This window comes from Bacillus sp. N12A5, assembly GCF_026790125.1.
Taxonomy (GTDB): domain Bacteria; phylum Bacillota; class Bacilli; order Bacillales; family Bacillaceae; genus Bacillus.
In genome coordinates this window covers 108,898-134,979 of sequence record NZ_JALAMR010000012.1, presented here as the reverse complement: position 1 = coordinate 134,979, position 26,082 = coordinate 108,898, and the positions used below count along the sequence as shown (strand labels likewise).

The 26,082-nt window shown below is 45.0% G+C and carries 28 protein-coding genes, 2 pseudogenes and 1 riboswitch; of the genes and pseudogenes, 20 read left to right on the top strand and 10 right to left on the bottom strand.

All coding sequences use genetic code 11. The features are described from left to right. Positions 1-2: 2 nt before the first annotated feature. A complete protein-coding gene (gene cssS / locus MOC09_RS14590; RefSeq protein ID WP_268360771.1) occupies positions 3-1,358 on the bottom strand; it encodes a secretion stress-responsive two-component system sensor histidine kinase CssS in 1,356 nt (451 codons plus the stop codon). After that, the gene (gene cssR / locus MOC09_RS14585) at positions 1,355-2,032 is read right to left on the bottom strand and encodes a secretion stress-responsive two-component system response regulator CssR (RefSeq protein ID WP_268360769.1); all 678 of its coding nucleotides are present in this window, start codon (positions 2,030-2,032) and stop codon (positions 1,355-1,357) included. Before cssR ends, cssS begins: the two co-directional genes overlap by 4 nt. A 277-nt stretch (positions 2,033-2,309) precedes the next feature. Between cssR and htrB the strand changes: the two genes are divergently transcribed. After that, positions 2,310-3,683 carry a serine protease Do-like protein HtrB gene (gene htrB / locus MOC09_RS14580; RefSeq protein ID WP_268360768.1) on the top strand — a complete coding sequence of 458 codons (1,374 nt, stop codon included), beginning with the start codon at positions 2,310-2,312 and terminating at the stop codon, positions 3,681-3,683. Between the two features lie 42 nt (positions 3,684-3,725). On the opposite strand, the gene mrgA is transcribed toward htrB, so the two are convergent. Both mrgA and MOC09_RS14570 read right to left on the bottom strand, forming a co-directional pair. Next, positions 3,726-4,187 (bottom strand): metalloregulation DNA-binding stress protein MgrA, encoded by a 462-nt coding sequence (gene mrgA, locus MOC09_RS14575; RefSeq protein ID WP_268360766.1) that lies wholly within the window; start codon positions 4,185-4,187, stop codon positions 3,726-3,728. Between the two features lie 89 nt (positions 4,188-4,276). After that, entirely contained in the window at positions 4,277-5,119 is an 843-nt protein-coding gene (locus MOC09_RS14570) for an oxidoreductase (protein WP_268367399.1), read from the bottom strand. A 132-nt stretch (positions 5,120-5,251) separates the two neighbouring features. Between MOC09_RS14570 and MOC09_RS14565 the strand changes: the two genes are divergently transcribed. From MOC09_RS14565 to MOC09_RS14550, 4 genes and pseudogenes are all read left to right on the top strand, one after another. After that, on the top strand, positions 5,252-7,048 hold the full coding sequence (locus MOC09_RS14565) for a M3 family oligoendopeptidase (RefSeq protein ID WP_268370959.1): 1,797 nt from the start codon (positions 5,252-5,254) through the stop codon (positions 7,046-7,048). Between the two features lie 109 nt (positions 7,049-7,157). After that, entirely contained in the window at positions 7,158-7,595 is a 438-nt protein-coding gene (locus tag MOC09_RS14560; RefSeq protein WP_268361336.1) for a YusW family protein, read from the top strand. Positions 7,596-7,811: 216 nt separating this feature from the next. Continuing rightward, a complete protein-coding gene (locus tag MOC09_RS14555; RefSeq protein WP_268367396.1) occupies positions 7,812-8,639 on the top strand; it encodes an ABC transporter ATP-binding protein in 828 nt (275 codons plus the stop codon). A gap of 25 nt (positions 8,640-8,664) precedes the next feature. Beyond that, positions 8,665-8,953 (top strand): annotated as a pseudogene (locus MOC09_RS14550) (YusU family protein). Between the two features lie 20 nt (positions 8,954-8,973). On the opposite strand, the gene MOC09_RS14545 reads toward MOC09_RS14550, so the two are convergent. Next, positions 8,974-9,861, bottom strand: coding sequence for a LysR family transcriptional regulator (locus MOC09_RS14545; RefSeq protein WP_268361340.1), 888 nt, complete (start codon positions 9,859-9,861; stop codon positions 8,974-8,976). Positions 9,862-9,994: 133 nt separating this feature from the next. On the opposite strand from MOC09_RS14545, the pseudogene MOC09_RS14540 reads away from it, so the two are divergent. Together MOC09_RS14540 and MOC09_RS14535 are read left to right on the top strand one after the other, a co-directional pair. Continuing rightward, positions 9,995-10,734 (top strand): annotated as a pseudogene (locus MOC09_RS14540) (SDR family NAD(P)-dependent oxidoreductase). Between the two features lie 18 nt (positions 10,735-10,752). Continuing rightward, on the top strand, positions 10,753-11,136 hold the full coding sequence (locus MOC09_RS14535; RefSeq protein ID WP_268361345.1) for a tautomerase family protein: 384 nt from the start codon (positions 10,753-10,755) through the stop codon (positions 11,134-11,136). A gap of 36 nt (positions 11,137-11,172) precedes the next feature. On the opposite strand, the gene mdtP is transcribed toward MOC09_RS14535, so the two are convergent. The 4 genes from mdtP to MOC09_RS14515 form a co-directional block, all read right to left on the bottom strand. Beyond that, positions 11,173-12,789 (bottom strand): multidrug efflux MFS transporter MdtP, encoded by a 1,617-nt coding sequence (mdtP, locus tag MOC09_RS14530; RefSeq protein ID WP_268361347.1) that lies wholly within the window; start codon positions 12,787-12,789, stop codon positions 11,173-11,175. Position 12,790: 1 nt separating this feature from the next. Further along, the gene (gene mdtR / locus MOC09_RS14525) at positions 12,791-13,261 is read right to left on the bottom strand and encodes a MarR family transcriptional regulator MdtR (RefSeq protein ID WP_268361349.1); all 471 of its coding nucleotides are present in this window, start codon (positions 13,259-13,261) and stop codon (positions 12,791-12,793) included. Between the two features lie 159 nt (positions 13,262-13,420). Continuing rightward, positions 13,421-13,753 (bottom strand): spore coat protein, encoded by a 333-nt coding sequence (locus MOC09_RS14520; protein WP_268370957.1) that lies wholly within the window; start codon positions 13,751-13,753, stop codon positions 13,421-13,423. Between the two features lie 12 nt (positions 13,754-13,765). Next, a complete protein-coding gene (locus MOC09_RS14515; RefSeq protein ID WP_003228567.1) occupies positions 13,766-14,011 on the bottom strand; it encodes a hypothetical protein in 246 nt (81 codons plus the stop codon). A gap of 94 nt (positions 14,012-14,105) precedes the next feature. Here MOC09_RS14515 and MOC09_RS14510 point away from each other — a divergent pair, with 94 nt between their 5' ends. Then, on the top strand, positions 14,106-15,014 hold the full coding sequence (locus MOC09_RS14510; protein WP_268361352.1) for a proline dehydrogenase: 909 nt from the start codon (positions 14,106-14,108) through the stop codon (positions 15,012-15,014). A 24-nt stretch (positions 15,015-15,038) separates the two neighbouring features. Here MOC09_RS14510 and MOC09_RS14505 read toward each other — a convergent pair whose 3' ends face one another. Then, positions 15,039-15,185 (bottom strand): YuzL family protein, encoded by a 147-nt coding sequence (locus tag MOC09_RS14505; RefSeq protein WP_003240817.1) that lies wholly within the window; start codon positions 15,183-15,185, stop codon positions 15,039-15,041. A 174-nt stretch (positions 15,186-15,359) separates the two neighbouring features. On the opposite strand from MOC09_RS14505, the gene MOC09_RS14500 reads away from it, so the two are divergent. The 12 genes from MOC09_RS14500 (at position 15,360) to metQ (ending at position 25,987) form a co-directional block, all read left to right on the top strand. Beyond that, on the top strand, positions 15,360-17,729 hold the full coding sequence (locus MOC09_RS14500; protein ID WP_268370955.1) for a 3-hydroxyacyl-CoA dehydrogenase/enoyl-CoA hydratase family protein: 2,370 nt from the start codon (positions 15,360-15,362) through the stop codon (positions 17,727-17,729). Positions 17,730-17,739: 10 nt separating this feature from the next. Beyond that, positions 17,740-18,915: an acetyl-CoA C-acetyltransferase gene (locus MOC09_RS14495; RefSeq protein ID WP_268370954.1), complete on the top strand. Its 1,176-nt coding sequence runs from the start codon at positions 17,740-17,742 to the stop codon at positions 18,913-18,915. A gap of 14 nt (positions 18,916-18,929) precedes the next feature. Next, on the top strand, positions 18,930-20,714 hold the full coding sequence (gene fadE, locus MOC09_RS14490) for an acyl-CoA dehydrogenase FadE (RefSeq protein WP_268370952.1): 1,785 nt from the start codon (positions 18,930-18,932) through the stop codon (positions 20,712-20,714). A gap of 108 nt (positions 20,715-20,822) precedes the next feature. Then, positions 20,823-21,179: an arsenate reductase family protein gene (locus MOC09_RS14485; protein WP_268361357.1), complete on the top strand. Its 357-nt coding sequence runs from the start codon at positions 20,823-20,825 to the stop codon at positions 21,177-21,179. Positions 21,180-21,245: 66 nt separating this feature from the next. Continuing rightward, positions 21,246-21,629, top strand: coding sequence for a glycine cleavage system protein GcvH (gene gcvH, locus MOC09_RS14480; protein ID WP_003222781.1), 384 nt, complete (start codon positions 21,246-21,248; stop codon positions 21,627-21,629). Positions 21,630-21,685: 56 nt separating this feature from the next. After that, positions 21,686-21,922 carry a YusG family protein gene (locus MOC09_RS14475; protein ID WP_268361359.1) on the top strand — a complete coding sequence of 79 codons (237 nt, stop codon included), beginning with the start codon at positions 21,686-21,688 and terminating at the stop codon, positions 21,920-21,922. Positions 21,923-21,999: 77 nt separating this feature from the next. After that, on the top strand, positions 22,000-22,362 hold the full coding sequence (locus MOC09_RS14470) for a toprim domain-containing protein (RefSeq protein ID WP_268370994.1): 363 nt from the start codon (positions 22,000-22,002) through the stop codon (positions 22,360-22,362). Position 22,363: 1 nt separating this feature from the next. Further along, the gene (locus tag MOC09_RS14465) at positions 22,364-22,684 is read left to right on the top strand and encodes a thioredoxin family protein (RefSeq protein WP_003222787.1); all 321 of its coding nucleotides are present in this window, start codon (positions 22,364-22,366) and stop codon (positions 22,682-22,684) included. A gap of 107 nt (positions 22,685-22,791) precedes the next feature. After that, complete coding sequence (locus MOC09_RS14460; protein WP_268370949.1) at positions 22,792-23,136, top strand: SCP2 sterol-binding domain-containing protein; 345 nt, start codon at positions 22,792-22,794, stop codon at positions 23,134-23,136. Positions 23,137-23,250: 114 nt separating this feature from the next. Then, a riboswitch (SAM riboswitch) is annotated at positions 23,251-23,357 on the top strand. Positions 23,358-23,462: 105 nt separating this feature from the next. After that, positions 23,463-24,488, top strand: coding sequence for a methionine ABC transporter ATP-binding protein MetN (metN, locus tag MOC09_RS14455; RefSeq protein ID WP_268367395.1), 1,026 nt, complete (start codon positions 23,463-23,465; stop codon positions 24,486-24,488). Further along, positions 24,481-25,149, top strand: coding sequence for a methionine ABC transporter permease MetP (gene metP, locus MOC09_RS14450; RefSeq protein ID WP_268367394.1), 669 nt, complete (start codon positions 24,481-24,483; stop codon positions 25,147-25,149). The genes metN and metP overlap by 8 nt, the downstream gene beginning before the upstream one ends. A 13-nt stretch (positions 25,150-25,162) precedes the next feature. After that, positions 25,163-25,987 carry a methionine ABC transporter substrate-binding lipoprotein MetQ gene (gene metQ, locus MOC09_RS14445; protein ID WP_268362940.1) on the top strand — a complete coding sequence of 275 codons (825 nt, stop codon included), beginning with the start codon at positions 25,163-25,165 and terminating at the stop codon, positions 25,985-25,987. Positions 25,988-26,082: the final 95 nt, after the last annotated feature.

The window sequence follows — 26,082 nt, the reverse complement described above, 5'->3', positions numbered from 1 at the left end:
GTCTATTTTGGCACTGCTATGCGGTATGTTACACCCGTTTTGTCATTTTCAATTGAGATAGACGCCTTATGAAGAGTTAAAATTCGTTTTACGATGCTGAGACCAATGCCGAATTCGCCTTTCTTCCCTTTATTAAAAGGCTCATAGAGGCTGGATAGCATCTCATCTTCAATATGCGGTCCGTCATTTCTAATGGTGATCATGATATTCCGATCATCTTGTTTCATGCTGATTTCTATCTTTGTCGCAGCATAGCGGATTTGATTTTCCAGAATATTCTCGAGTAGCTTGTTCCATTGCTCAGGATCACCCGGCATCAGAATGTCTTCTTCTACATCAATTTCCCACGATAATTCTTTCCGTGCCCACTTCAGTCTTTCGATGACTTCCTCTGTCACTTCCACAATACTGAACGTGTCGTGCTGCACTTTTTGCTTCGCTAAATAATCCAGCTTCGTTAAATATAATAAATCCTTTATTTTTTTCTCCAGCTTAAGGGCTTCGCCTTCAATGACATCTACTGTATTTTCAAGATCTCCTTTTGGAAAAATCCCGTCTTTAATCGATTGCGTATATCCTCTGATGACCATGACCGGCGTTTTTAGATCGTGAGAAATATTTTGCAATAGGGTTCTTTCTGTTTCATCTTTTTGCACAAGCTTTTGACGCATTTCTTCGATGGTATTACCCAATTTGCCGATCTCATCTTTCCGATCCACTTTCACTGGGTCATCCCAATCCTGTTCGGAAATTCGTTTGACGTGCTTTTCAAATGACACGAGAGGCCTTGATAAATATTTTGCAAGCCAAATGGCCGGGATCCAGCTTAATAAAATGACAACAGCTATAATAAACAGAAGCTGTTTGAATAGCGTATAGGCCAAATCGTCCCGATATGAATCAAGCGCGTAGGAGAGCATCATAGCAGGTTGTCCATTGACAGAAAGCCCCTTTTTAATGACAAAAAACACTTTCTCTCCATTGACGTCGGCGCTGTACCGTTTCTTTTTGGCATCCTGCTTATCAGCCAGCTTGTACACCTTATGGATAAATGAAGACGACAGAATGCTCAAATCCCTGTCAGAAGAAGCAGCTTCATTTTCAGGCAGGAGCACGTGCTGTACGGAGCGGACAGTTGTAGGCGCCGTAGCTTCCTCGCTGTAATAGCGCCTTTCAATTGAACCCGGCAGGCGGTACTCCGTCAGAACATGCTGCTCATTTTCAATCGTCGTATACGTTTCATTGGTAAAGAAATCGCGCAGCGTGTTTGAAAATAACACTAGCAGCAAAATGGAAATCGCTAACAGGATGCCGGATATGACAACCCATATTTGAAACGCGAGCGGCTTGTTTTTCATGATGACATCATCCTGTAGCCGAACCCGTAAATCGTTTCAACCTTCAATTCTGGCATCTTTTTGCGCAGTCTCCGGACGAGATCATCGACGACCCGATCTGTTCCAAAGTAGTCATGCCCCCACACTTTTACGAGAATATCCTCACGAGAGTATGGATGTCCTTTATGATGGATAAATAAGAGCAGCAGATCAAATTCCTTCGACGTCAAATTGATGATATTGCCGTTTTCATCATAAACCTCGCGGGCGTCTTCAGCGACACGGTAAGAGGAAACAGCGATCTCATTTTTTTGTACAGGCGGGGCTTCTTTATAGACGAGCTGAAGAAGCTTTTGCACACGTATAATCAGCTCCCGCGGCAGAAATGGCTTTGAAATATAGTCATTGCTGCCAAGCTCTAAGCCAAGCACTCTGTCAATATCTGCGTCCCGGGCAGAAATAAAAATGACCGGCACGTCAGGGTCTTTCTCTTTGATTTCTTTTATTAATGTATAGCCGTCAGTATCCGGCAGCATGATATCGAGAATCCAAAGGTGAGGAGACGGCGTCATTTTCTTTCTGGCGTCTTCACCTTTCGTAAAAGATGTAATGTTCCAGCCTTCATTCTCTAAATACTTCGTCAGCAGTTCATTCAGATTATCCTCATCTTCAACTAGATAAATGGTGTATGACAAGGCTCTTCACATCCTTTCAACGTCATTATAAACTAGTTTTAACATATGGCAGGCAATTTTCATAATTTCACATATTCTTTTCATTTTTATCCCACAATGTTTGTTTATGATATGTATAAGGGAAGAAAGGAAGAGAAAAAGAGCGAGGAAGATGCAGGATGATCAAACATATTCTATTTTGGTGCTTTGCTTTTCTCCTCATTATTGGGACAATTGAACTTGTACATGCGATGAAAATGTAACGATAAATGAAAAACGTTTGAAGGAGTGTAAGAAGATGGATTATCGACGTGATGACCAGAATGATCAACATCAGACAGAATCTTCACATACAGAACATCAGAATTCAGAAAACCGGAAGCTGATTGAACATCCTGAACAGGAATTGCTTGACGCGCCTGTTTCGTATGGAACGGGGCGGCAAGAAACGGCTTCTGCTATAGAAATGGAAAAGAAAGAAACGGCTGTGAAAAAAGAAAAAAAACGGAGAGCCGCATGGCTGAGCCCGATTTTAGGCGGAATTATCGGCGGGGGCCTGATGCTCGGCATCGCGCCTTATCTGCCATCAGACCATGATCAGACCGAGACCGTTTCCGCAAATAAACAGGTGCAGTCAGATAATTTTACAACGACACCGATTACGAACGCTTCAAACGTCGCTGATATGGTAGAGGATTTAGAGCCGACGATTGTCGGCATCTCCAATATCCAAACCTCTCAAAATAACACATTCGGCACGGGAGGCGGTTCCAGCTCAGAAAGTGAAAGCGGAACCGGGTCAGGCGTGATTTTCAAAAAAGACAGCAATAAAGCGTATATCATTACAAACAACCATGTCGTTGAAGGCGCGAATAAGCTGACTGTCACGTTATACAACGGAGAAACGGAGACGGCCAAGCTTGTCGGCAGCGATACCATAACAGATTTGGCTGTTCTGGAAATCAGCAGCAAGAACGTCAAAAAAGTGGCGAGCTTCGGTGACTCTTCACAGCTGCGTACGGGCGAAAAGGTAATCGCTATCGGGAACCCGCTCGGACAGCAATTTTCCGGTACGGTGACACAGGGCATCATCAGCGGATTGAACCGGACGATTGATGTGGATACAACACAGGGTACGGTGGAAATGAACGTGCTGCAGACTGACGCAGCGATCAATCCGGGGAACAGCGGAGGACCATTAATCAATGCAAGCGGCCAGGTCATCGGCATCAACAGTTTGAAGGTGAGCGAAAGCGGCGTGGAGTCACTTGGATTTGCGATCCCAAGCAATGATGTAGAGCCGATTGTTGACCAGCTGCTGGAAAACGGAAAAGTAGACCGCCCGTTTTTAGGCGTGCAAATGATTGACATGTCGCAAGTTCCTGAAACGTATCAGGAAAATACGCTTGGCCTGTTTGGAGATCAATTAGGCAAAGGTGTTTATGTAAAAGAAGTTCAAGCAAATTCACCGGCAGCAAAAGCCGGTGTGAAATCAGAGGATGTCATTGTCAAACTAAACGGCAAAGACGTGGAAAGCAGTGCTGATATCCGCCAGATCCTTTACAAAGACTTGAAAGTCGGAGATAAAACGACAATCCAGGTGCTTCGAAACGGAAAAACGAAAACCTTGAACGTGGCGCTGACCAAGCAGACAGAAAGCAGCACAAGCTAAACGGTAATGAAAAAGCTGAACCCAAAAAGGGTTCAGCTTTTTTTATCCTAAGTAAGCGGAAAGCATCCACACTTGCTTTTCAACCTCATCAATTAATCCGACAAACAAGTCCGCTGTTGCATTGTCTTGATTTTCTTCAGCCAGGCCGATCACGAATTTAGATTCGCTGCTGATTTGTTTGTAGTCGTTTATCAATGCTTGTACCATTTCTGACGCTGATGTTTCGTTTCCGCCGTCAGTAATAGACGCATGCTCAGTGTATTCCTTCAATGTGGCAACAGGCTGTCCGCCGATCGCCAGCAGGCGCTCAGCGATGGTATCGACTGTTTCCGCCGCATGGTCATACAGTTCCTCAAATTTCTCATGTAATGTAAAGAAATGCGGCCCTTTCACATACCAATGGAAGCGGTGGAGCTTAGAATATAAAAGAAACCAGTTTGATATTTGTGTGTTCATTGAATTCTCAACTAATGTTTGGTTTGTTTTTGCGTTTTCAGTTTTCATAAGATAACGTCCTCCTTGTGATCTGTTGATTTAATTATATCATATACTAAATAAAAATCAATACTAAATTATAATAATTATAATTTGGGTCATCTGAATAGCTTTTTCTTCAGGATAGATTCCCACGCAGACCAAGGAAAAAGCGATCGGAATAGCAGGGTGAGCCTGACGCCTTTTCCGATCGGATACCGCAATTTCTTTATGTGCTGTTTCGTTGCTAATTGATAAATGAGATCGGCAACCTCTTGGGGGTCTCCGCTATCATCTGCGTTCTTTTCAACGTAGGAAAGGATCTTTTTATAGTATCGATAATAAGCTGAATCGTCAGCAGGCACCGACATATAATTTGATAATGATGTTGACCAGATTGATGTCTTGTATGAGCCCGGCTCGATCAAAGCGGTTTCGATTCCGAACGGAAGCAGCTCCATGCGCAGACTTTCAGAAAAACCCTCCAATGCATGCTTGGAAGCTGCATATGGCGACAGAGCAGGGAATCCGGTCAGGCCGCTGATACTGCTCACGTTTATAATCTTTGCGCCGCTATGCTTTCTTATGTAAGGCAAAACGGTTTTTGTCACATGAATCAATCCGAAGACATTTGTTTCAAACTGTTGTCTGAAATGTTCCATCGGCACATCCTCGACAAAACCTCCATAAGCCGTTCCGGCGTTGTTGACGAGAATATCAATGGGAGCGTAAGTGCTAACGGCTTTCCCGAATGAGGCAATTGATTGCTCATCGGTGACATCAAGAGCGGTAATGTGAATGGAATCAGCCACATTGTGTGCTGCGGCTAATTCTCGTAGCTGTTCTGCTTTATCAGGCTGTCTTGTTGTGGCAATCACGAAAAAAGACTTGGCGAGCTTCACGGCTGCCAGCTGGCCAAAGCCTTTTGACGCTCCTGTAACAATCGCAATTTTTTTATTCATCAAATTCCTCCTATTTAACTCTACAGCTATTGTACAATCATGAACGGAAAAAAACGCCGCTGAAAGAATTTTTTATACAATAATTCAGAATTGTTCTATAATAAAATGAAAGAAGGAAAGGGGTTTTGTGTGATGGCGCTGCAAGGGGTAAACCAAAGATGGGATCTTGATTTATTTTTTAAGGGCGGAAGCCAGTCAGAAGAATTCAAAAGATATATCGACAAACTGTCACAAAGTCTGCGTGCATTTCACGATATGACGGATACGTTTCAGGTGCCTGAGTCGCCTGAAGAGGCTGGGGAGCTGACGGCATTGCTTGATGTATTTGAACAGACATCTGTCAAGCTTCAGCAGGCCGGCGCTTTTGTCGCTTGCCTTATGGCCCAGAATATCAGTGATCAAAAGGCTATTGAGCATCAGTCACTCATGAATCGGCTTTCAGCAGATTTTCAATCATCTCTTGTGACTTTAGATCATAAACTTGTGGCCATTGATCAAGACGTGTGGAATGAATTGTTAACAAAGCCGGGATTACGCGATGTATCGTACATATTAAACGAAAGAAGGCAAAGGGTTGCTGAGAAGCTCAGCCCGGGTAAAGAAAAACTGATTGGAAACCTTGCGGTGGACGGGTATCACGCTTGGAGTGACTTATACAATATGTTTGTCGGGAAAATGACGATACCGTATGAGGAAAACGGTGAGAACAAGCAGTTGTCTGTCGGCCAGGCTGAAAATGTGATGGCCCACCAAGACCGCGCTGTCAGAAAAACAATATATGAACGCTTGCATCAAGCCTGGGAGAGCAAGCAGGATGTGTTCAGCAGCACACTGAATCATTTAGCAGGATTCCGGCTTGAAACCTATAAAGCGCGCGGCTGGGAGAATATCCTGAAGGAACCGCTGCAAATCAATAGAATGAAAAAAGAAACACTTGATACGATGTGGCAGGTCATCACTGAAAACAAAAAGCCGTTCGTTCAGTTTTTGAACCGGAAAGCATCTATGCTCGGCCTTGAAAAACTCAGCTGGTACGATGTCGAGGCACCGATCGGTTCTGAGGGAAAGGCCTATTCATATGATGAAGCCGCAAATATCATCGTCAGCCAGTTTTCAACGTTTGGCAAAAAGCTGTCCTCTTTTACTGAAAAAGCATTTCGGGACCGCTGGATTGAAGCAGAAGACAGAAGCGGAAAAAGAGTCGGCGGCTTTTGCACGAGCTTTCCGGACAGCGGTGAATCACGGATTTTTATGACGTTTTCGGGAAGTGCCTCAAATGTCTCTACGCTTGCACATGAGCTCGGACACGCATTCCATCAGGAAGCGATGCTCAATGTCAGGCCGTTAAACCGTTCCTACGCCATGAACGTCGCGGAAACAGCCTCAACGTTCGCAGAGATGATTGTGGCAGACGCGACTGTCCAGCAGGCGGAGACGAAGGAAGAAAAGCTTGTCCTTCTGGAGGATAAAGTGCAAAGAAGCGTTGCGTTCTTCATGAATATCCACGCTAGATTCCTATTCGAAACGAGATTTTATGAAGAACGAAAGCGGGGAGCTGTCCCGGCCGCTCGTTTGAATGAGCTGATGGAAGAGGCGCAAAAAGAGGCATATTGCAATGCGTTAGGAGAGTATCATCCGCTCTTTTGGGCATCAAAGCTTCACTTTCATATTACGAGGGTGCCATTTTACAATTTTCCTTATACGTTCGGCTACCTGTTTTCTCTCGGCATTTACGCATTGGCGCTTGAGGAAAAGAATGCGTTCGAAGAGAAGTATATCGCGTTATTGCGCGATACGGCTTCTATGACCGTTGAAGATTTGGCAATGAAGCATTTGGGCGCTGATATTACGAAGCGCGATTTCTGGGAGAATGCCATCAAGCTGGCCGTTCGGGATGCGGAAGCCTTTTTGCAAATGACTGAATCTTAAAGAAGAGCCGCGGCGTTAGTTGCCTCGGCTTTTTCAATTCTTCCCTGAATGAGGATTCCATTCTCTGGACATACCTAAAAACAAATGGAATCCTACAGGGGGGAAACATATGCATTTGATCAGAGCAGCCGGGGCTGTTTGTCTCGCTGTGGTTCTGATAACGGGCTGCCGTCTCAATGAAGACCAGCAGCAGGCAGAAGGAGAAAATACAGCCGTCACCCGACTGAAGTCCGTTCCTTACAGCAATTTCTCGCTTCGTGTGAGCTACGGAGACGGTGAGCACAATCGTTATGAAGGCATATATACAAAAAACGGAACGCATGAAACAGCGGAAATACAGGATAAACTTTCTGGTGTCAATCAGGAAGGGGAAGAAGCATTGGATGAGATGAAAATGATTCTGAGCGAGCTTTCCGTGACAGACCAAATGGCGGAAACAGAAGTGATACACAGTGTGCTGGCAGCGTTTAATTTGGACAGCCATTATGATCATATAGACTTAAAGGTGAAGCTGAAGAACGGCTCAGTCAGAGAAATTAAGAAATAATCTTGTGATAAAAAACCCATAAACGCCAATTATGTCCAAAAAACTAATTGAAAATGATTTTCAAAGTCATTGTTTTCTGCTACAATGAGGGATATATGACCATATCAAATGGCTGAATATCGAATCACTTGCATTGATGACAATTGACTTTAACGCATGTATATAGAAAACGTGCAATACATAGTGCTGCTAAAAAGCCAGCAAAAAGGAGCGGTTATGGGTATGAGTGCTATTTCTACAGATACGCTGAGCTTAGGATACGGGGATGCCGTTATTATTGACGAGTTGAATTTAACCATTCCAAAAGGTGAAATTACCGTATTTATTGGCAGCAACGGCTGCGGAAAATCGACACTTTTACGTTCATTAGCCCGGCTGATGAAGCCGAGAGGCGGTTCAGTGCTGCTGGAAGGAAGAGCGATTGCCAAGCTTCCCACGAAGGAAGTTGCAAAGGAGCTCGCAATCCTGCCTCAGGGCCCTTCGGCTCCAGAAGGTCTGACAGTGCATCAGCTGGTGAAGCAAGGAAGATATCCTTACCAAAACTGGCTGAAACAGTGGTCAAAAGAGGATGAGGCAGCGGTTGAGAGAGCGCTTAAAGCAACAAAGCTTGAGGACTTGGCTGACCGTGCCGTCGATTCTTTGTCAGGCGGACAGCGCCAGCGGGCTTGGATCGCGATGACGCTTGCACAGGAAACGGATATCATCCTTCTAGACGAGCCGACAACGTATTTAGACATGACGCACCAAATTGAAATTCTTGATTTGCTGTTTGAGCTGAATGAGAAGGAAGAGCGGACGATTGTTATGGTTCTCCATGACTTAAACTTGGCATGCCGCTATGCGCATCATCTTGTGGCAATCAAAGATAAACGCATTTATGCTGAAGGCCGTCCGGAAGAGGTCATCACTTGTGATCTTGTGCAAAATGTGTTTTCTATGAACTGTCAGGTCACGCAGGATCCGCTGTTCGGAACGCCTCTTTGCATCCCTCATGGCAGGGGCCGATGCATTGTCCAGGAAGCGGCTTTCACATCACATGGATAAATAACGCCAGCGAAAGGAGCTTTCCCTGAGAAAGCTCCTTGCTGTTTTTACCGAAAGGAAGATGGAAAATGGAACAAAAACTTCAGGAGCAGTTGGATGGATTGCTGGAGAAGTATACTGAGCTTCTGCTTGGTGAATCAAACAATGAGCTGAAAGAAGAAGTGAAGCAATGGATTTTGTACACGCATATAGCCAAAAGCATGCCGCCGCTCGCTAAGCATTGGAATGCGACATATCCTGACGCAAAGCAGGGCATTAAAGATATCATTCAGCATATTAAGGAATTAAATGAAGCACATCGAAACAAACAATAGCTAATAAAGCAGTCTGCCAATCACGGCAGACTGCTTTTTTGTGATGCCGCCGTTTTATCTGGCGCAAAGGAGTCCATAAAGGTTCGCAGTGCACTGCTGATAAACGAATCTTTCCGGACAATAAATTCCGTTTTCATCTGTCTGAGGGCTTCAGGCAGCGGGTACAATCGAATTGATCCTTCAGACTCGTGTTTCTGCACAACCGTTCTCGGCAGCAATGAGATGCCAAGACCTGCTGTAACCCCGCCGATAATCGCCTCAAGCGTGCCAAATTCCATAATAACAGGCTGTGTGACGCCGACGGAGCGCAGCCATTTTTCAAGTGTTACTCGATATGAACAGCCTGTGCTGTAAACGAGAATCGGCTTTGTGATGGCTTCCTCAACATCGGTCACGGAAGCAGCCGAAACAACCACTGGTTCTTCCTCAAATGCCGGATAGGATTCAACCTCAGGATGATTGCATTCGCATCCGATAAACGCGCCATCCAATTCATAACGAAGTACTTTATCAATGAGAAATTGGGTATGCCCTGTGGTTAAAGACAGCTGCACGTTTGGATATTCTTCATAATAAGAAGCCAGAAGCTTCGGAAGCCTTACCGCGGCTGTTGTCTGAGTAGAGCCGATCATAAGCGGCCCGCTTGGTTCGACAGAGGATGAGAGTGCTTTAGCCGCTTCATCCATCAGGCCGATAATTTTATTTGCGTAGTCCAGCAGCAGTTTTCCGCTTGCAGAAAGTGTCATGCCGCGATTATGGCGCAAAAACAGAGTAGTGCCCAGCTCAGCTTCTAATTGCTGAATTCTGGCTGTGACATTTGATTGCACATAGCCAAGCTGCAGGGCTGCTTTCGTAATTGAGCCTTCACGGGCTACCATTTGAAACACACGTAGATCTCCGCTTTCCATTTTGAATTCCTCCGCTCGTTTGCTATCAATCTGAATGATATCAAGTATCTTTAACAATCATTATACGTAACACCAAACCTGGATTACAATGGAATCAGCAAGATATATGAAGCAACAGCAAGGAGTGGCGGCAATGAAGGTCATGAACAAAGTAGCTCTCGTAACGGGGGGCGGTACAGGAATCGGAAGAGCAGCCAGTATGGAATTGGCTAAACGCGGAGCGATTGTTGCAGTGAATTATTCACGTTCGCAATCCGAAGCGGAGGAAACAGTGGAAATGATTAAAAAGGCTGGCGGGCAAGCCTTCGCCATCAAAGCTGATGTATCAAAAAACAGCGAAGTGCAGGACATGGTTCATCGATCGTGAAAATATACGGGACGATTGATGTTTTAGTCAACAATGCCAGTATCACACGGCATATTCCAATGGATGATCTTGAAGCTGCGACAGAAGACGTCTGGGATGAGCTGTACGCTGTCAATGTAAAAGGGATGTTTTTCTGCGCGCGGGCAGTGGCGCCGTTCATGAAAAAAAGCAAAACTGGAGCGATTGTAAACGTCGGCAGCATCGCAGGGATAACAGGGGCGGGCTCATCTATGCCTTACGCAGTGTCAAAATCAGCGGTGCACGGTTTAACAAAATCATTGGCCCATGCCTTAGCGCCTGAAATCAGGGTGAGCGGTGTAGCACCAGGAGCTGTTGCAACAAGATGGTGGGCTGGACGGGAAGAAAAAATGAAAAGCATGATCGGCTCTTTGCCGCTGCGATGTATTGCTGAACCGGATGATATTGCCAAATTGATCTGTTCACTGTTCGAACAGGAATCACTCACAGGCCAAATCATCACAATTGACAGCGGACAGACGCTGTAAAGAGAGGAGATGCATGGGATGCCATTTGTACAAATTCATTTGCGGGCGGGGAGAAGCGAAGTGTGGCTTCAAAAACTCAGCAGGACCATCCACCAATCAATGATCGAAGAAATTAATGTGCCGGAAGATGACTATTTTCAAGTCATCAGGCAATATGAAAAAAGTGAATTTTTTTATGATCCCTTTTATCTCCATGTCGAGCGTACCGATGACCTGATATACATTCATTTTACGTTGAAACAGTCAAGAACAACTGAACAGAAAAAAGCGCTTTACCGCTCAATCGCAGCCCGGTTACATTCCGAGCTTGGTGTAAGAAAAGAAGATGTGTTTATCATGCTGGCCGGAAATCAGGATGAGGATTGGTCCTTCGGGAATGGAGGGGCTCAGATGATCGAATAAAAATACCCCGCGGTTTGGTACCCGCGGGGTGCTCTATTAATGGGAAGGTGATTCAACGGCTTGTGCCGCTTTCTCTTTTTCTTGTTCTCCCGTTTTCTTATTTGATAACTTGATAGGTTTTAAGAACAAGGTGAATACAGCTCCGACTGCGATAAAGATCAAGCCCGTATAAAACACGCTGTGGAGCGAATCCATCAACGATGTTTTTAAAATCGGCACAATATGGGATGAGAAAGCCGCAGGGATTTGTTTGACTGCGTCCGGACTGAACAGTGATTGCAGCAGCCCTTGCGGATTGGTATCAATCATACCCTTTAGCTGGGCGGCAAACGAGCTTGCCTGTGCCGGAAGAGAGTCTAAATACGGCACCAATTTATCTGTTAATAGATTTCCTGATCTTGCATTCATGACGGCTCCCAGCATGGTAATGCCGAATGTTCCGCCGATAGAACGGAAGAATTGGCTGGATGAGGTGACAACCCCAAGCTCCTCCTTTGAAAAGCTTTCCTGTAATGCCAATGTTAGAATCGGCATAACAAGGCCCATTCCCAGTCCAATAATCGCCATAAAAGATGTAGCGACAAGCTTGCTCGTGTCAAGATCCAATGTCGTTAACAGCAGGAATCCGCCGGCCATAACCAGCATGCCTGCAATGATTTGCGGTTTAATGCCGATTTTGTAAACAAGCTGGCCGCCGATGATGCTTGTAATAATCATAGAAATCATCATCGGTGTCATAATTGTACCCGATTCAGACGCACTTACACCGACAATTCCCTGCATAAAGAAAGGAACAAATGTAATGGCACCAAACATGCCGATACTCATAAAGAAGCCGATCAAGTTTAGAAATGTAAACGTTCTGTTTTTAAACAAATACATTGGCAGGATTGGCTCTTTTGCTTTTGATTCTACGATGATAAAGCTGATAATGCCGATCAGTGCAAGAGCGAACAAGCCAAGGATCTGCCATGAACCCCATGCATAATCTTTTCCGCCAAAGCTTAAGGCGAGAAGGAGGCTGACAACCCCGACAATCATCGTGAAAATACCAGCGATATCGAAATTGATCGGGCCGGTCTGCTGGCGGCCCTGCAATCCTCTGGCAATAAAAATAACCGCAATAATTCCGACTGGAAGGTTAATATAGAACACCCATTTCCAGTTTAGCGAGTCTACGATCCAGCCGCCGATTTGCGGCCCGATCACTGAAGCTAGCCCGTAAATCGCGCCAAACACCCCTTGGAATTTAGCACGCTGTTTTCCTGTAAATAAGTCACCGATAACAATCATCGCCATCGGCATCATGATGCCTCCGCCGATTCCCTGCAGTCCCCGGAAGATAATTAGCTCTGTCATGTTGTTGGCCATTCCGCATAGTGCGGAAGCTGCCATAAAAATAATCAAACCTGATACATAAACAATCCGGCGTCCCAATAAATCAGCCAGTTTACCGGCAATTGGAACAATCGTTGTTGATGTTAACAAATAGGCAGTTGTCAGCCAGGTCATCATGCTCAAACCGCCCAGATCACCGACAATTTTCGGCATGGCCGTTCCGACAATGGTACCGTCAAGGGCTGAAAAAAACATGGCAATAATTAAGCCTGTGATTAATAACGTTCGTTTTGATTGTTTGCCTTCACTACTCATTTCATCCGTTTCCTCTTTTCATGTTTTGCTTTTCATCAGTTTCCGCTGCTGCCTGTGCGAGCTTTTCTGTAATATGCGCCGCTTGTCGCATTTCTTCCTCCGTCAAGAAGGAAAGGTACCGCGCCATAATCGCTTTTCTGCCCGCCAAAACCTCCTCGAACTTTCTGTCTCCTTCGTCAGTAAGACTGATATCAATCACTCGTCTGTCTTTCGTGTTGTGTGTTCTGGCGATGAGATTTTTTTGTTCAAGTCGATCTGCCATTAACGTCACCGCGCTTGGCTTAACCTCCATGCGCTCGGCAATTTCAGAAATTTTGAGGCTGCCGTGTTTCTTTAAGCTGGCCAGCACAAACAACTGTGCTGGAGTGACACCATGTTTCTCCATGCTTTCTAGCATTTCAGGCTGTATCTTTTGAAAGAGCGCCTGAAGCGATAATTGAATATCGGACATTAACTGATCCGCACTCTTCATATTCATTTCCCCTCTGTTACATACACTGTATATATATTTTGATAACAAAATAGTTAATGCTTATTAAATATAAATAAGCGTAAATGAAAAGTCAACTGATTTTACACAAAAAAAGGATAGATGTCCGGAAGGAACATCGTATCCCTTTTGCTGATATTTTTATTGCTGATAAGGAGACTGCTGCTGAATGGTCTTCTGGAATTTTTGATAAGACTGCTGCAGTTTTTGGGCATCCTCCGCTTTAACAGAATACCATCCATATTGGAACATGAGGTCATACAGTTTTCTTTGCGCTTTTTGTGACTCATCAAAAATGGATTGAATATCCTGATAAAGAGACTCGTGGCTAAATTCGTGCAAGGCTGTGCAATAAGCTGTTGTCATGTATTTTTCTGTTGTCAGCAGTTCATTGACGAAATCTCTGTCATTCATCTCCGAAGTTGTCGGTACAGGTGTCTGCGGATTGCTGATTTTTTGATTTTGCTGATTCATTCTGGCGCCTCCTTATTGGATGTAGCCGGACTGCTGCTGGCCTGGCTGCAGGTGCTTTAATATTCTTTGATAGTGATCATGATGCATGTGTCCGACGCGGTCGAGTTCTTGCTTTAACGTTTGATCCTGGCACTGCTGCGCCATGAAATGCGCTTTTTTCATCGCGAGCAAATTCCAGTTCAGCATGTCATTGAGATACAAATGGTCCTTTGTCGAAATAACGGAAGGCGGCATTTGGGATTGCTGCTGATTGTCCATTGTGATCCTCCTTTGATTTCTGTTCATGTATAGTTTCCTTCAGTCTGGGAGTTATATACAGGTGATTTTGAAGATGACGGCAGGAGGGAGTCGGATGTTGAGACATGTATTTTTATTCTTATCTCAAAATAAAACACTTACCAAGTTCGCAAAAGCATACGGAACGCGGCTTGGAGCACGAAGGTTTGTCGCAGGGGATACGATTGAATCGGCGGTTAAGACCGTCAAAAGGCTAAACCAATCCGGTTTATGCGCCACAATTGATTATTTGGGCGAGTATGCAGCTTCGGAAAAAGAAGCGAATCAAGTCGCAGAGGAATGCAAAAAAGCCATTCAGGCCATTGCCGAACACCAATTGGATTCAGAGCTTTCACTTAAGCTGACCTCAATCGGGCTTGATCTTTCAGAAGAACTTGCTCTTTCACATTTGCGTGCCATTCTTTCCGTTGCAAAGCAATATGATGTTGCTGTGACCATTGATATGGAAGACTATTCTCATTATGAACAGACACTTTCTATTTACAGGCAATGCAAACAGGAGTTTGAGAAGCTCGGCACGGTCATTCAGGCGTATCTGTACCGGGCCGCAGAAGATATCAGAAATATGCGCGACTTAAAGCCGAATCTCAGACTTGTAAAAGGCGCTTATAAAGAATCTGCGGCTGTAGCGTTTCCTGACAAAAAAGGAACAGACCTTCATTTTCAGAGCTTAATAAAGCTGCAGCTGTTAAGCGGAAACTACACGGCGGTCGCCACACATGACGATGACATCATTGCATTTACGAAACAGCTCGTCGCCAAACATCAAATCCCCGCGTCGCAATTTGAATTTCAAATGCTATACGGCATCAGGCCGGAGCGGCAAAAGGAACTCGCCAAAGAAGGCTATAGAATGCGTGTCTATGTCCCATACGGAACGGATTGGTTCAGCTACTTTATGAGAAGAATTGCCGAACGGCCCGCCAATGCAGCGTTTGTGCTAAAAGGAATTTTGAAAAAGTGAAAGCAGCCGCTGGAAGCAGCTGCATTATGATTGTTCCATGTTATGTTTTTTATACTGCTGATTTTGACTCGTCCGTTTTCCGCCGCCGTAATGCTGAGTCGGACCGGCATCTCCCTTTACGCTCGCTGCGCTGACTGCCGCTGAAGACGGATTTTTTTTCTCTCGCACCATTCCCTTCACCTCCGGGCTTAAGTTTCCCGTCTTTTATAGGCTTCATACAAAAAAATAACAAATTAGCTATTGAAGTCGAACCGGAAATCTTTTAAGATGAAAGAAGAAACGGGTTTCATTTTTTTTGGCTAAAAAATGAATGACTATTCATTCAATGTTCAAGGGGGATATCTCATGCACAAACACATTCGGAAGGCAGCCGTTTTAGGATCGGGGGTAATGGGATCCGGTATTGCGGCGCATTTGGCTAACATCGGAATTCCTGTCCTGCTGCTAGATATTGTGCCGAACGATTTGACAAAGGAAGAGGAAAAAAAGGGGCTGACGAAGGAGAGTCCGGAGGTGCGCAGCAGGCTGAGCCGGCAGGCGGTGAAAAAACTGCTGAAACAAAAGCCCGCTCCCCTCACATCAGCGAAAAATACCTCCTATATCACACCGGGCAATCTGGAGGATGATGCTAAAAAACTGAAAGAAGCAGATTGGATTATTGAGGTCGTAGTCGAAAACCTAGACGTCAAAAAGCAGATTTTCGCTCTTGTGGATGAACATCGAAAGCCAGGAAGCATCGTCTCAAGCAACACATCCGGCATATCCGTGCAGGAAATGGCTGAAGGCCGGTCGGATGATTTTAAAGCCCATTTTCTTGGAACGCACTTTTTTAATCCCGCTCGCTATTTAAAGCTGCTGGAGATCATTCCGATTAAGGAAACCGACCCTGATATTTTAGAGTTTATGACATCCTTCGGTGAAAATGTCCTCGGTAAAGGAGTTGTCACAGCAAAGGACACACCGAACTTTATTGCAAACCGCATCGGAACGTATGGGCTTCTTGTCACAGTCCAAGAAATGCTGAAAGGCGGCTATCAGGTTGGAGAGGTCGATTCGATCACAGGACCGCTAATCGGCAGGCCGAAAAGCGCGACCTTCAGAACGCTTGATGTGGTCGGGCTCGATACATTTGCCCACGTTGCCCGAAATGTGTATGACAAAGCGGATGGCAATGAGAAAGACGTGTTTCGCTTGCCAGGCTTCATGAACGATATGCTGGAAAAAGGGTGGATCGGAAGCAAGGCCGGCCAAGGCTTTTATAAAAAAGAGGGAAAAACGATTTATGAGCTTGATCCAGTGACGCTTACTTATGGCGAGCGGTCAAAAATGAAAGCACCGTCACTGGAAGCAGCAAAACAGGCAAAAGGCACAAAATCCAAAATGAAAGCGCTTATTTACTCGGATGACAGAGCGGGCAGTCTGCTATGGAATATCACATCTCAAACCCTTCTTTACTCAGCTGAACTGCTTGGTGAGATTGCAGATGATATTCATGCAATTGACCAAGCCATGAAGTGGGGATTCGGCTGGGAGCTGGGCCCATTTGAAATGTGGGACGCCATCGGCCTCAGACAGTCGGCGGAAAAGCTTGAACAGCATGGAGCGGATATACCTGGTTGGGTCAAAGACATGCTGGACAAAGGAAATGAAACCTTCTACATCAAAGAGAACGGAACGGTATTTTATTATGACCGCGGTGAATACAGGGCCGTGAAAGAAAACAAAAAACGGATTCATTTACAAGCACTTAAAGAAACAAAAGGCGTGATTGCGAAAAACAGCGGAGCAAGCCTGATTGACCTTGGAGATGATGTGGCCCTGCTTGAATTTCATTCGAAAAGCAATGCAATCGGCCTCGATATCATTCAAATGATCAACAAAGCGTTAGAGGAAACAGAGCGAAACTATAAAGGCCTTGTCATCGGGAATCAAGGGAAAAATTTCTGCGTCGGCGCGAATCTCGCCATGATCCTAATGGAAGTCCAAGATGATAACTTTTTAGAAGTAGATTTTGTGATACGCCGTTTCCAGGAAACGATGATGAAGATCAAATACAGTGCGAAACCGGTTGTCGCCGCTCCATTTGGCATGACGCTCGGCGGAGGAACGGAGGTATGCCTGCCTGCTGCGCGCATCCAAGCAGCAAGCGAAGCCTATATGGGGCTTGTGGAATCCGGTGTCGGCCTTATCCCTGGCGGAGGAGGAAACAAAGAGCTGTACATCAACCATCTTCGCCGCGGCCTTGATCCGATGAATGCAGCTATGAAAACGTTTGAAACGATTGCAATGGCGAAAGTGTCAGCTTCCGCTCAAGAGGCCCGTGAGATGAACATCTTAAAGGAAACGGATCACACTAGCATGAATCAGGACCACCTGCTGCACGATGCAAAGCAGCTTGCCGCATCTTTATACGATAGAGGCTGGCGGCCGCCTGTAAAAGAAAAGGTCAAGGTGCCGGGAGAAACCGGTTATGCGGCACTCTTGCTTGGCGCTGAGCAGATGAAGCTATCCGGCTATATATCTGAGCATGATTTCAAGATCGCGAAAAAACTTGCTTATGTCATTGCCGGCGGAAAAGTGCCGTTCGGTACAGAGGTTGATGAAGAGTATTTATTGGAGATCGAGAGAGAAACGTTTTTGAGTTTGGCAGGAGAGGCGAAATCTCAAGCGAGAATGCAGCATATGCTTGTGAAAGGTAAACCTTTACGGAACTAGGAGGGAGCTTATGAAAGAGGCAGTCATTGTATCAGGTGCAAGAACTCCGGTTGGGAAAGCAAAAAAAGGATCACTGGCCACCGTTCGACCGGATGATCTGGGAGCGATTTGCGTAAAAGAAACACTGAAACGGGCAGGCGGCTACGAAGGCAATATTGACGACTTGATTATCGGGTGTGCGACACCTGAAGCAGAACAGGGGCTTAATATGGCGAGAAATATCGGTGCGCTCGCGGGACTGCCGTACACGGTCCCGGCAATTACTGTCAATCGCTACTGCTCTTCAGGCCTTCAATCCATCGCCTATGCGGCAGAAAAGATTATGCTCGGCGCCTACGATACAGCGATCGCCGGCGGAGCAGAGTCCATGTCGCAGGTTCCGATGATGGGGCATGTGACCCGTCCGAACCTTGCATTGGCAGAAAAGGCGCCAGAGTATTACATGAGCATGGGACACACAGCCGAGCAAGTCGCGAAAAAATACGGCGTTTCCCGCGAGGATCAGGATGCGTTTGCCGTCCGCAGCCACCAAAATGCGGCAAAAGCCCTTGCAGAGGGGAAATTTAAAGAAGAGATCGTACCCGTCGAAGTGACGGTGACAGAAATCGGAGACAACCATAAACCGCAGGAAAAACAGTTTGTGTTTTCACAGGATGAAGGTGTTCGCCCGCAAACGACTGCAGACATTTTGGCAACATTGCGTCCAGCTTTTTCCGTTGACGGAACGGTGACCGCGGGCAACTCCTCCCAGACGAGTGACGGAGCGGCGGCTGTCATGCTGATGGACCGGGAAAAGGCTGATGCGCTGGGCTTGGCCCCGCTTGTCAAATTCCGCTCCTTTGCCGTAGGCGGCGTGCCGCCGGAAGTCATGGGCATCGGACCGGTGGAAGCCATTCCGCGTGCCTTGAAGCTTGCGGGGCTTCAACTGCAGGACATCGGTTTGTTTGAACTGAACGAAGCTTTTGCATCACAAGCCATTCAAGTCATCAGGGAACTGGGAATCGATGAAGAAAAAGTGAATGTCAACGGGGGCGCAATCGCGCTTGGACACCCGCTTGGCTGTACGGGCACTAAGCTTACACTCTCATTGATTCATGAAATGAAACGAAGAAACGAGCAATTTGGAGTCGTTACAATGTGTATCGGCGGCGGGATGGGAGCGGCCGGTGTATTTGAATTATGCTAAAGGGGGAAAAGCAAATGGCGAAAAAAGCGGCTGAAGTACAAAAAGGCGGCGGTTTCTTAATCGAGGATGTCTCATATGACCAAATGTATACACCGGAGGATTTCACTGACGAGCATAAAATGATTGCGAAAACGACGGAGGATTACATCGAGCAAGATGTTCTCCCTCATATCGATGATATCGAAAACCATCAATTCGAACATTCCGTCAGGCTGTTGAAGAAAGCGGGTGAACTCGGGCTGCTTGGCGCTGATGTACCGGAGGAATACGGAGGGCTCGGCCTTGATAAAATCAGCTCGGCCCTCATCACTGAAAAATTTTCACGTGCGGGAAGCTTTTCACTTTCTTATGGGGCGCATGTCGGCATCGGTTCCTTGCCGATCGTCTTTTTTGGATCAGAAGAGCAAAAGAAAAAATATTTGCCCGGCCTCGCTTCAGGCGAAAAGATCGCAGCTTATGCATTGACTGAGCCGGGCTCTGGTTCTGACGCGCTTGGAGCAAAAACAACAGCCGTGCTGAATGAAGCGGGAACGCATTATGTATTAACCGGTGAAAAACAGTGGATTACCAACTCTGCCTTTGCTGATGTATTTGTCGTTTACGCTAAGGTGGACGGCGAAAAATTCTCAGCCTTTATTGTAGAAAAAGAGTTCCCTGGTGTATCCACAGGCCCGGAAGAAAAGAAAATGGGGATCAAAGGATCATCGACAAGAACCCTCATTCTGGATCAGGCTGAAGTTCCAAAAGAAAATCTGCTTGGAGAAATCGGCAAAGGGCATATCATCGCCTTCAATATTTTAAATATCGGCCGCTACAAGCTGGCGGTTGGCACAATCGGTGCGTCCAAGCGGGTAATCGAGCTGTCTGCGGCCTACGCAAATCAGCGCCGCCAATTTAAAACGCCGATTGCAGCCTTTTCGCTGACACAAGAAAAAATAGCGACAATGGCGTCAAGGCTGTACGCAATGGAAAGCTCTGTATACAGAACTGTCGGGCTGTTTGAAGACAATATGAGCCAGTTTACGGCTGATGATCTCAAGGATGGACGGCAAATTGCCAAGTCTATTGCCGAATATGCCATCGAATGCTCTCTTAATAAAGTATTCGGCTCCGAAACGCTTGATTATATCGTAGATGAAGGCGTGCAAATTCATGGAGGCTACGGCTTTATGCAGGAGTACGAGGTAGAAAGGGCCTATAGGGATTCAAGGATCAATCGGATCTTTGAAGGCACAAACGAAATCAACCGGTTAATCGTGCCAAGCACCTTCCTGAAAAAAGCGCTCAAAGGCGAACTGCCTCTATTTGAAAAAGCACAGTCACTGCAGGAAGAACTCATGATGCTTATGCCTGAAGAGCCTGGCAGCGGCGTATTGGAGCAGGAGAAATATATCGTCAAGCAAGCCAAAAAAATCGCCCTGTTCGCCGCCGGTCTCGCTGCGCAAAAGTATGGAAAAGCCATCGATCACGAACAAGAAATACTTGTCAACGTCGCGGATATCGTCAGCGATGTGTATGCAATGGAATCAGCCGTGCTCAGAACGGAAAAGGCCATTGCCGCGCAAGGCGAGGAAAAAGCAGCGCAAAAGGTGCTGTATACAGAAATTTTCGTTCAAGAAGCCTTTAACGAAATTGAAGCGCATGCGAAGGAGTCCCTCATCGCAATGGAAGAAGGAGATTCACTCCGCATGATGCTTTCCGCTCTGCGCAAGCTGACGCGCGTAACACCTAAAAACATCATTCAGAAAAAACGCGAAGCGGCAGCGGGCGTTTTTGAGGCTGAAAAATATATTGTCTGATTGTCCAAAAGCTCCGCGTGTGCGGAGCTTTTTTAAGAAGCACTGTTTTAGGTTTTTAAAACAAACTGTGTTAAAATAACCTCGATTATTTTATTGAGGGGGAAGAAGATGTCGTTAACTTTTTACTGGTACCCTAAATGCGGAACGTGCCGCAAAGCAAAGAAATGGCTTGAAGAGCATGGGAAAGACATAAACGAAATACATATTGCAGAGCAGCCTCCAAGCAAAGAAGAACTAAAAGCGCTTTATGAAAAAAGCGGGCTGGATCTCAAGAAATTTTTCAACACGAGCGGCATGAAATACCGCGAGCTAAACCTGAAGGAAAAGCTGTATCACATGTCGGAGGACGAACAGCTTGAACTGCTTGCCTCAGACGGAATGCTGATCAAACGCCCGCTTACAACAGACGGCGAAAAAGTGACAGTTGGTTTTAAAGAAGACCAATTTGAAGAAAACTGGGCTTAATGTAAATTTTTTTTGAAAAGTGTGGTATCTTCTTATTGTAGTGCTGTAAAAAATGGAGGGATTCAATTGAGCATACCTAAAGATTTGCGTTACTCAGGAGAACATGAGTGGGTAAAAGTTGAAGGAGAAAAAGCCAGAATCGGAATTACGCATTTTGCCCAGTCTGAGCTAGGCGACATCGTGTTTGTCGAACTTCCTGAAGTCGGCGCTGAAATCAAAGCGGACGAGCCATTCGGCAGTGTAGAATCCGTTAAAACGGTATCCGAGCTTTATGCACCGATTAACGGAACTGTCGTAGAAGTAAACGAAGATCTTGATGACAGTCCGGAATTCGTCAACGAATCACCGTACGAAAAAGCATGGATGATCGTCGTTGAACCGTCTGACGCTTCTGAAATTGAAAAACTGATGACAGCAGAGCAATACGAAGAGATGACACAAGAAGACTAAAACAGGATAGCTGGAAAGGCAATTGGACACGCTAACGTTATGGGGAGGTGTCCAATATGGCTTTCAGCAAACAGAAGCTCGATGTCACAAATGATGTGACAGGCCGCTTTCAAAATGGCCGGCTCTCGTTATATCATGATAATGAGATGATCGGCCAAATGACAAGCATGAATGAATATGAGCTTAAGTCAGGTTATTCCTTTGAAAATGAGAAATTTTATAAGACAGCCGATGTGGTCTCAGGAAACGACGAAAAATATGTGGATTGTGACTACGAAAACGGCTGGTGTTAATGTGGGCGGTGAATTTCACTGCCTTCTTTTACAATCTGAACGTTTCAAATTTGACGCGGCAGGTGAAGAAGATGAAGATGGATGAGCTGGAAAAGGTTATGATTGTGGAAGGGAAATCAGATAAAGAGAAAATCGAAAGCGTCCTGAATGAACCGGTTCGCATTATCTGCACAAACGGAACAATCAGCCAGCTGAAGCTTGAGGAATTGGCTGACGAACTTTACGATAAAGACGTGTATATATTAGTTGATGCTGATAAATCAGGAGAGAAATTGAGAAAACAGCTGAAAAGAGAATTTAACGAAGCCTGCCATTTACATATCGACAGAGCCTATAAGGAAGTGGCCGCTGCGCCCAGACACCATGTCGCTTCTGTATTGCTGCGCGCGAATCTGAATGTCCATACTATTTTTCTTGAAAGAAAGTCCCGAGGTGTATAGCATGAAAGAACTCCAAGAACACGAGCTTGAGCACATCGCTGATGATGTGTATCTCCTATATTTATATACTCCGTTTTGCGGCACCTGCCAGCTTGCAAGCAAAATGCTGACAGTGGTGAAAGAAATGCTGCCTGATGTCGCCTTCTATAAAAACAATGTTAATTATTCTCCGACATTCGCAAAAGCGTATCAAATTGAAAGCGTCCCTTGTTTTCTGCTGTTTAAAGGCGGGAAAGTGGTCGAAAGAGGATATGCGTTTCATTCCGTTTCTTATTTATATGAGCTGATCAAACAAAAATCATCTTCTGCATCCCATTTATGACATATTTCTCAACATATTCCAATGAAATTGTCGTTCGTTTTATAAAGGGGTTCTTGCGGCAGAGAGAGAAATGTGTATGTATGACCAACAAATAGGAGGTTGTACATATGGAGAAAGCGGAAGTTTTAGAAGATGAGTATCAGCATCTGTTTTTAAAACCCCTTTTGAGCGCTTCAACATTGCTCATTACCTTCCAAGGAGAAACAGAAGCCTTAACCGTCTCAATAAACGATCAGGGAGAAATGAAAAAAATTTCTCCGCCCCAAACGTCCAACCTGACCTTTTACGGAAACCAAACAGAAATCATTCATTTACTGCACGGAGATATTTCCCTTCAGCACCTGATCCAGAGCGGAAGCTTGAAAGTGAAGGGATCATTCAGAGCCCTGTTAAAACTAGAAGCCATACTTTGGCTGACGAATGGCTTTTTTCAGAGGATTTTGAAGAATTAAAATATAGTAAATTATTATAATAGTAAAAGTTGACATCATTTATTTTATTGACATTTAATCATTCGCCATGCTATTCTACATTAAGAATTTCCGGACGAAAAAGACTATATATTTCTCTTATCAAGAGAGGTGGAGGGAAGTGCCCTATGAAGCCCGGCAACCATCAACGCTGTTGAAATGGTGCCAATTCACACGAAGCGTTTAGCTTTGAAAGATGAGAGAAAGGCATTTTATATAAGCCTTTCTGCTCAAGTGTGCAGAAAGGCTTTTCTTTTGCAGAAAAACCCGGAAGATTTCTTAGAATAGTGTTAAGGCAGGTGATTGCTTTGATCAATCTTCAAAATGTTTCAAAAGTTTATAAGTCGAAACATGGAGATGTCAATGCTGTCCAAAATGTCTCGCTTTCCATTAAAAAAGGTGAGATTTTTGGAATTATAGGATATAGCGGAGCTGGTAAAAGTTCCTTAATCCGTCTGCTGAACGGCCTTGAGAAACCAACCTCAGGAACCGTGGAAGTGGCGGGAACGAAGATAAATGAAGTAAACGGACGGGGTTTAAGAAAAGCACGCCATGAAATCAGTATGATTTTCCAGCACTTCAATTTGCTTTGGTCGCGGACCGTCAGAGATAATATCATGTTTCCTTTAGAAATTGCCGGGGTGAAAAAGAGCGAGCGGATCAAGCGCGCCAATGAACTGATTAAACTGGTAGGTTTAGAAGGGAAAGAAAAATCTTACCCGTCTCAGCTGAGCGGCGGGCAGAAGCAGCGTGTCGGCATCGCCAGAGCGCTTGCCAACAATCCGAAGGTTCTCCTTTGTGATGAAGCGACATCAGCATTAGATCCGCAAACAACGGATTCAATCTTGGATCTATTGTCCGATATTAATGAAAGACTCGGTTTAACGATTGTGCTGATCACGCACGAAATGCATGTGATCCGCAAAATCTGCAACAGAGTCGCTGTCATGGAAAACGGAAAGGTTGTGGAAGAAGGCGAAGTACTCGATGTCTTCAAAAATCCGAAGGAAGACATGACAAAACGATTTGTTCAGCAGGTGACAGAGCCGGAAGAAACAAAAGAAACGCTTCAGCACCTTCTTGATGAAGCTGCATCAGGAAAAACGGTTCAGCTCACATTTGTCGGTGATTCAGCTGAACAGCCTCTGATTACAGAGATGATCAGAAACTTTAATGTCAGCGTCAATATTCTGCAAGGGAAAATCTCGCAGACAAAGGATGGAGCTTATGGCTCACTGTTTATCCATATTGACGGAGACGAGGAAGAAGTGCAAAACGTGATCCGGTTTATTAATGACAAACAGGTGAAAGCAGAGGTGATCACGAATGTTTGAAAAATACTTCCCGAACGTTGATTTAACTGAATTGTGGAATGCGACATATGAAACGCTTTATATGACGCTGATTTCTTTACTGTTTGCCTTTGTCATCGGGGTGATTCTCGGCTTGCTGCTCTTTCTGACAAGCAAAGGGAGCCTCTGGCAGAATAAAGCGGTCAACTCAGTGATTGCGGCCGTTGTCAACATATTCAGATCAATCCCCTTCCTCATTTTAATTATTTTACTGCTGGGGTTTACGAAGTTCTTAGTCGGAACGATCTTAGGGCCAAACGCCGCGCTGCCGGCCTTGGTTATCGGCTCAGCACCGTTTTACGCGCGTCTTGCTGAAATCGCGCTTCGCGAAGTGGATAAAGGTGTCATTGAAGCCGCTAAATCAATGGGCGCTAAAACGTCTACAATTATTTTCAAAGTGCTGCTTCCAGAATCTATGCCGGCTCTGATTTCCGGTATTACGGTGACGGCCATCGCATTGATCGGCTCAACGGCCATTGCCGGCGCCATCGGTTCAGGAGGCCTTGGAAACCTTGCGTACGTAGAAGGATATCAGTCTAATAATACTGATGTTACTTTCGTTGCTACTGTGTTTATTTTAATCATCGTATTTATTATTCAAATCATCGGTGATGTCATAACAAATATTATAGACAAACGATAAGGGAGGATTTACATTGAAAAAGCTATTTTTAGGTGCATTACTGCTTGTATTTGCAGGAGTTATGGCTGCCTGCGGTTCGAATAACGGTGCTGAATCAGGCAAGAAAGAAATTGTCGTAGCAGCGACGAAAACACCGCATGCGGAAATTTTAAAAGAAGCTGAACCATTGCTGAAAGAAAAAGGCTACACGCTGAAAGTGAAAGTCCTAAGCGATTACAAAATGTACAACAAAGCTTTAGCTGATAAAGAAGTGGATGCGAACTATTTCCAGCACATTCCTTACCTTGAGCAAGAAATGAAAGAAAACACAGATTACAAACTTGTGAATGCAGGTGCTGTTCACTTAGAGCCATTTGGTATTTATTCTAAAAAATACGAATCACTGAAAGACCTTCCAGACGGTGCAACAATTATCCTGACTAACAACGTTGCTGAACAAGGCCGTATGCTTGCAATGCTTGAAAACGCAGGATTAATCACACTTGACTCTAAAGTAGAAACAGTTGACGCAACTTTAAAAGACATTAAGAAAAACCCGAAAAACCTTGAATTCAAAAAAGTAGCGCCTGAATTAACGGCAAAAGCATATGAAAACAAAGAAGGAGACGCGGTCTTCATCAATGTAAACTATGCGATCCAAAATAAGTTAAATCCTAAAAAAGACGCGATTGAAGTAGAATCAACGAAAAACAACCCATACGCTAACATCGTCGCAGTTAGAAAAGGTGAAGAAGATTCTGCAAAAATCAAAGCGCTGATGGAAGTTCTTCACTCTAAAAAGATCAAAGACTTCATCGAGAAAAAATATGACGGAGCTGTGCTCCCTGTATCTGAATAAGACTGAAACCCCGGATGAGAAATCCGGGGTTCAATTATTGACAAAGCCCTAAAACGATATTCGTTTTGGGGCTTTGTCATCTTTTCAGCGTGATT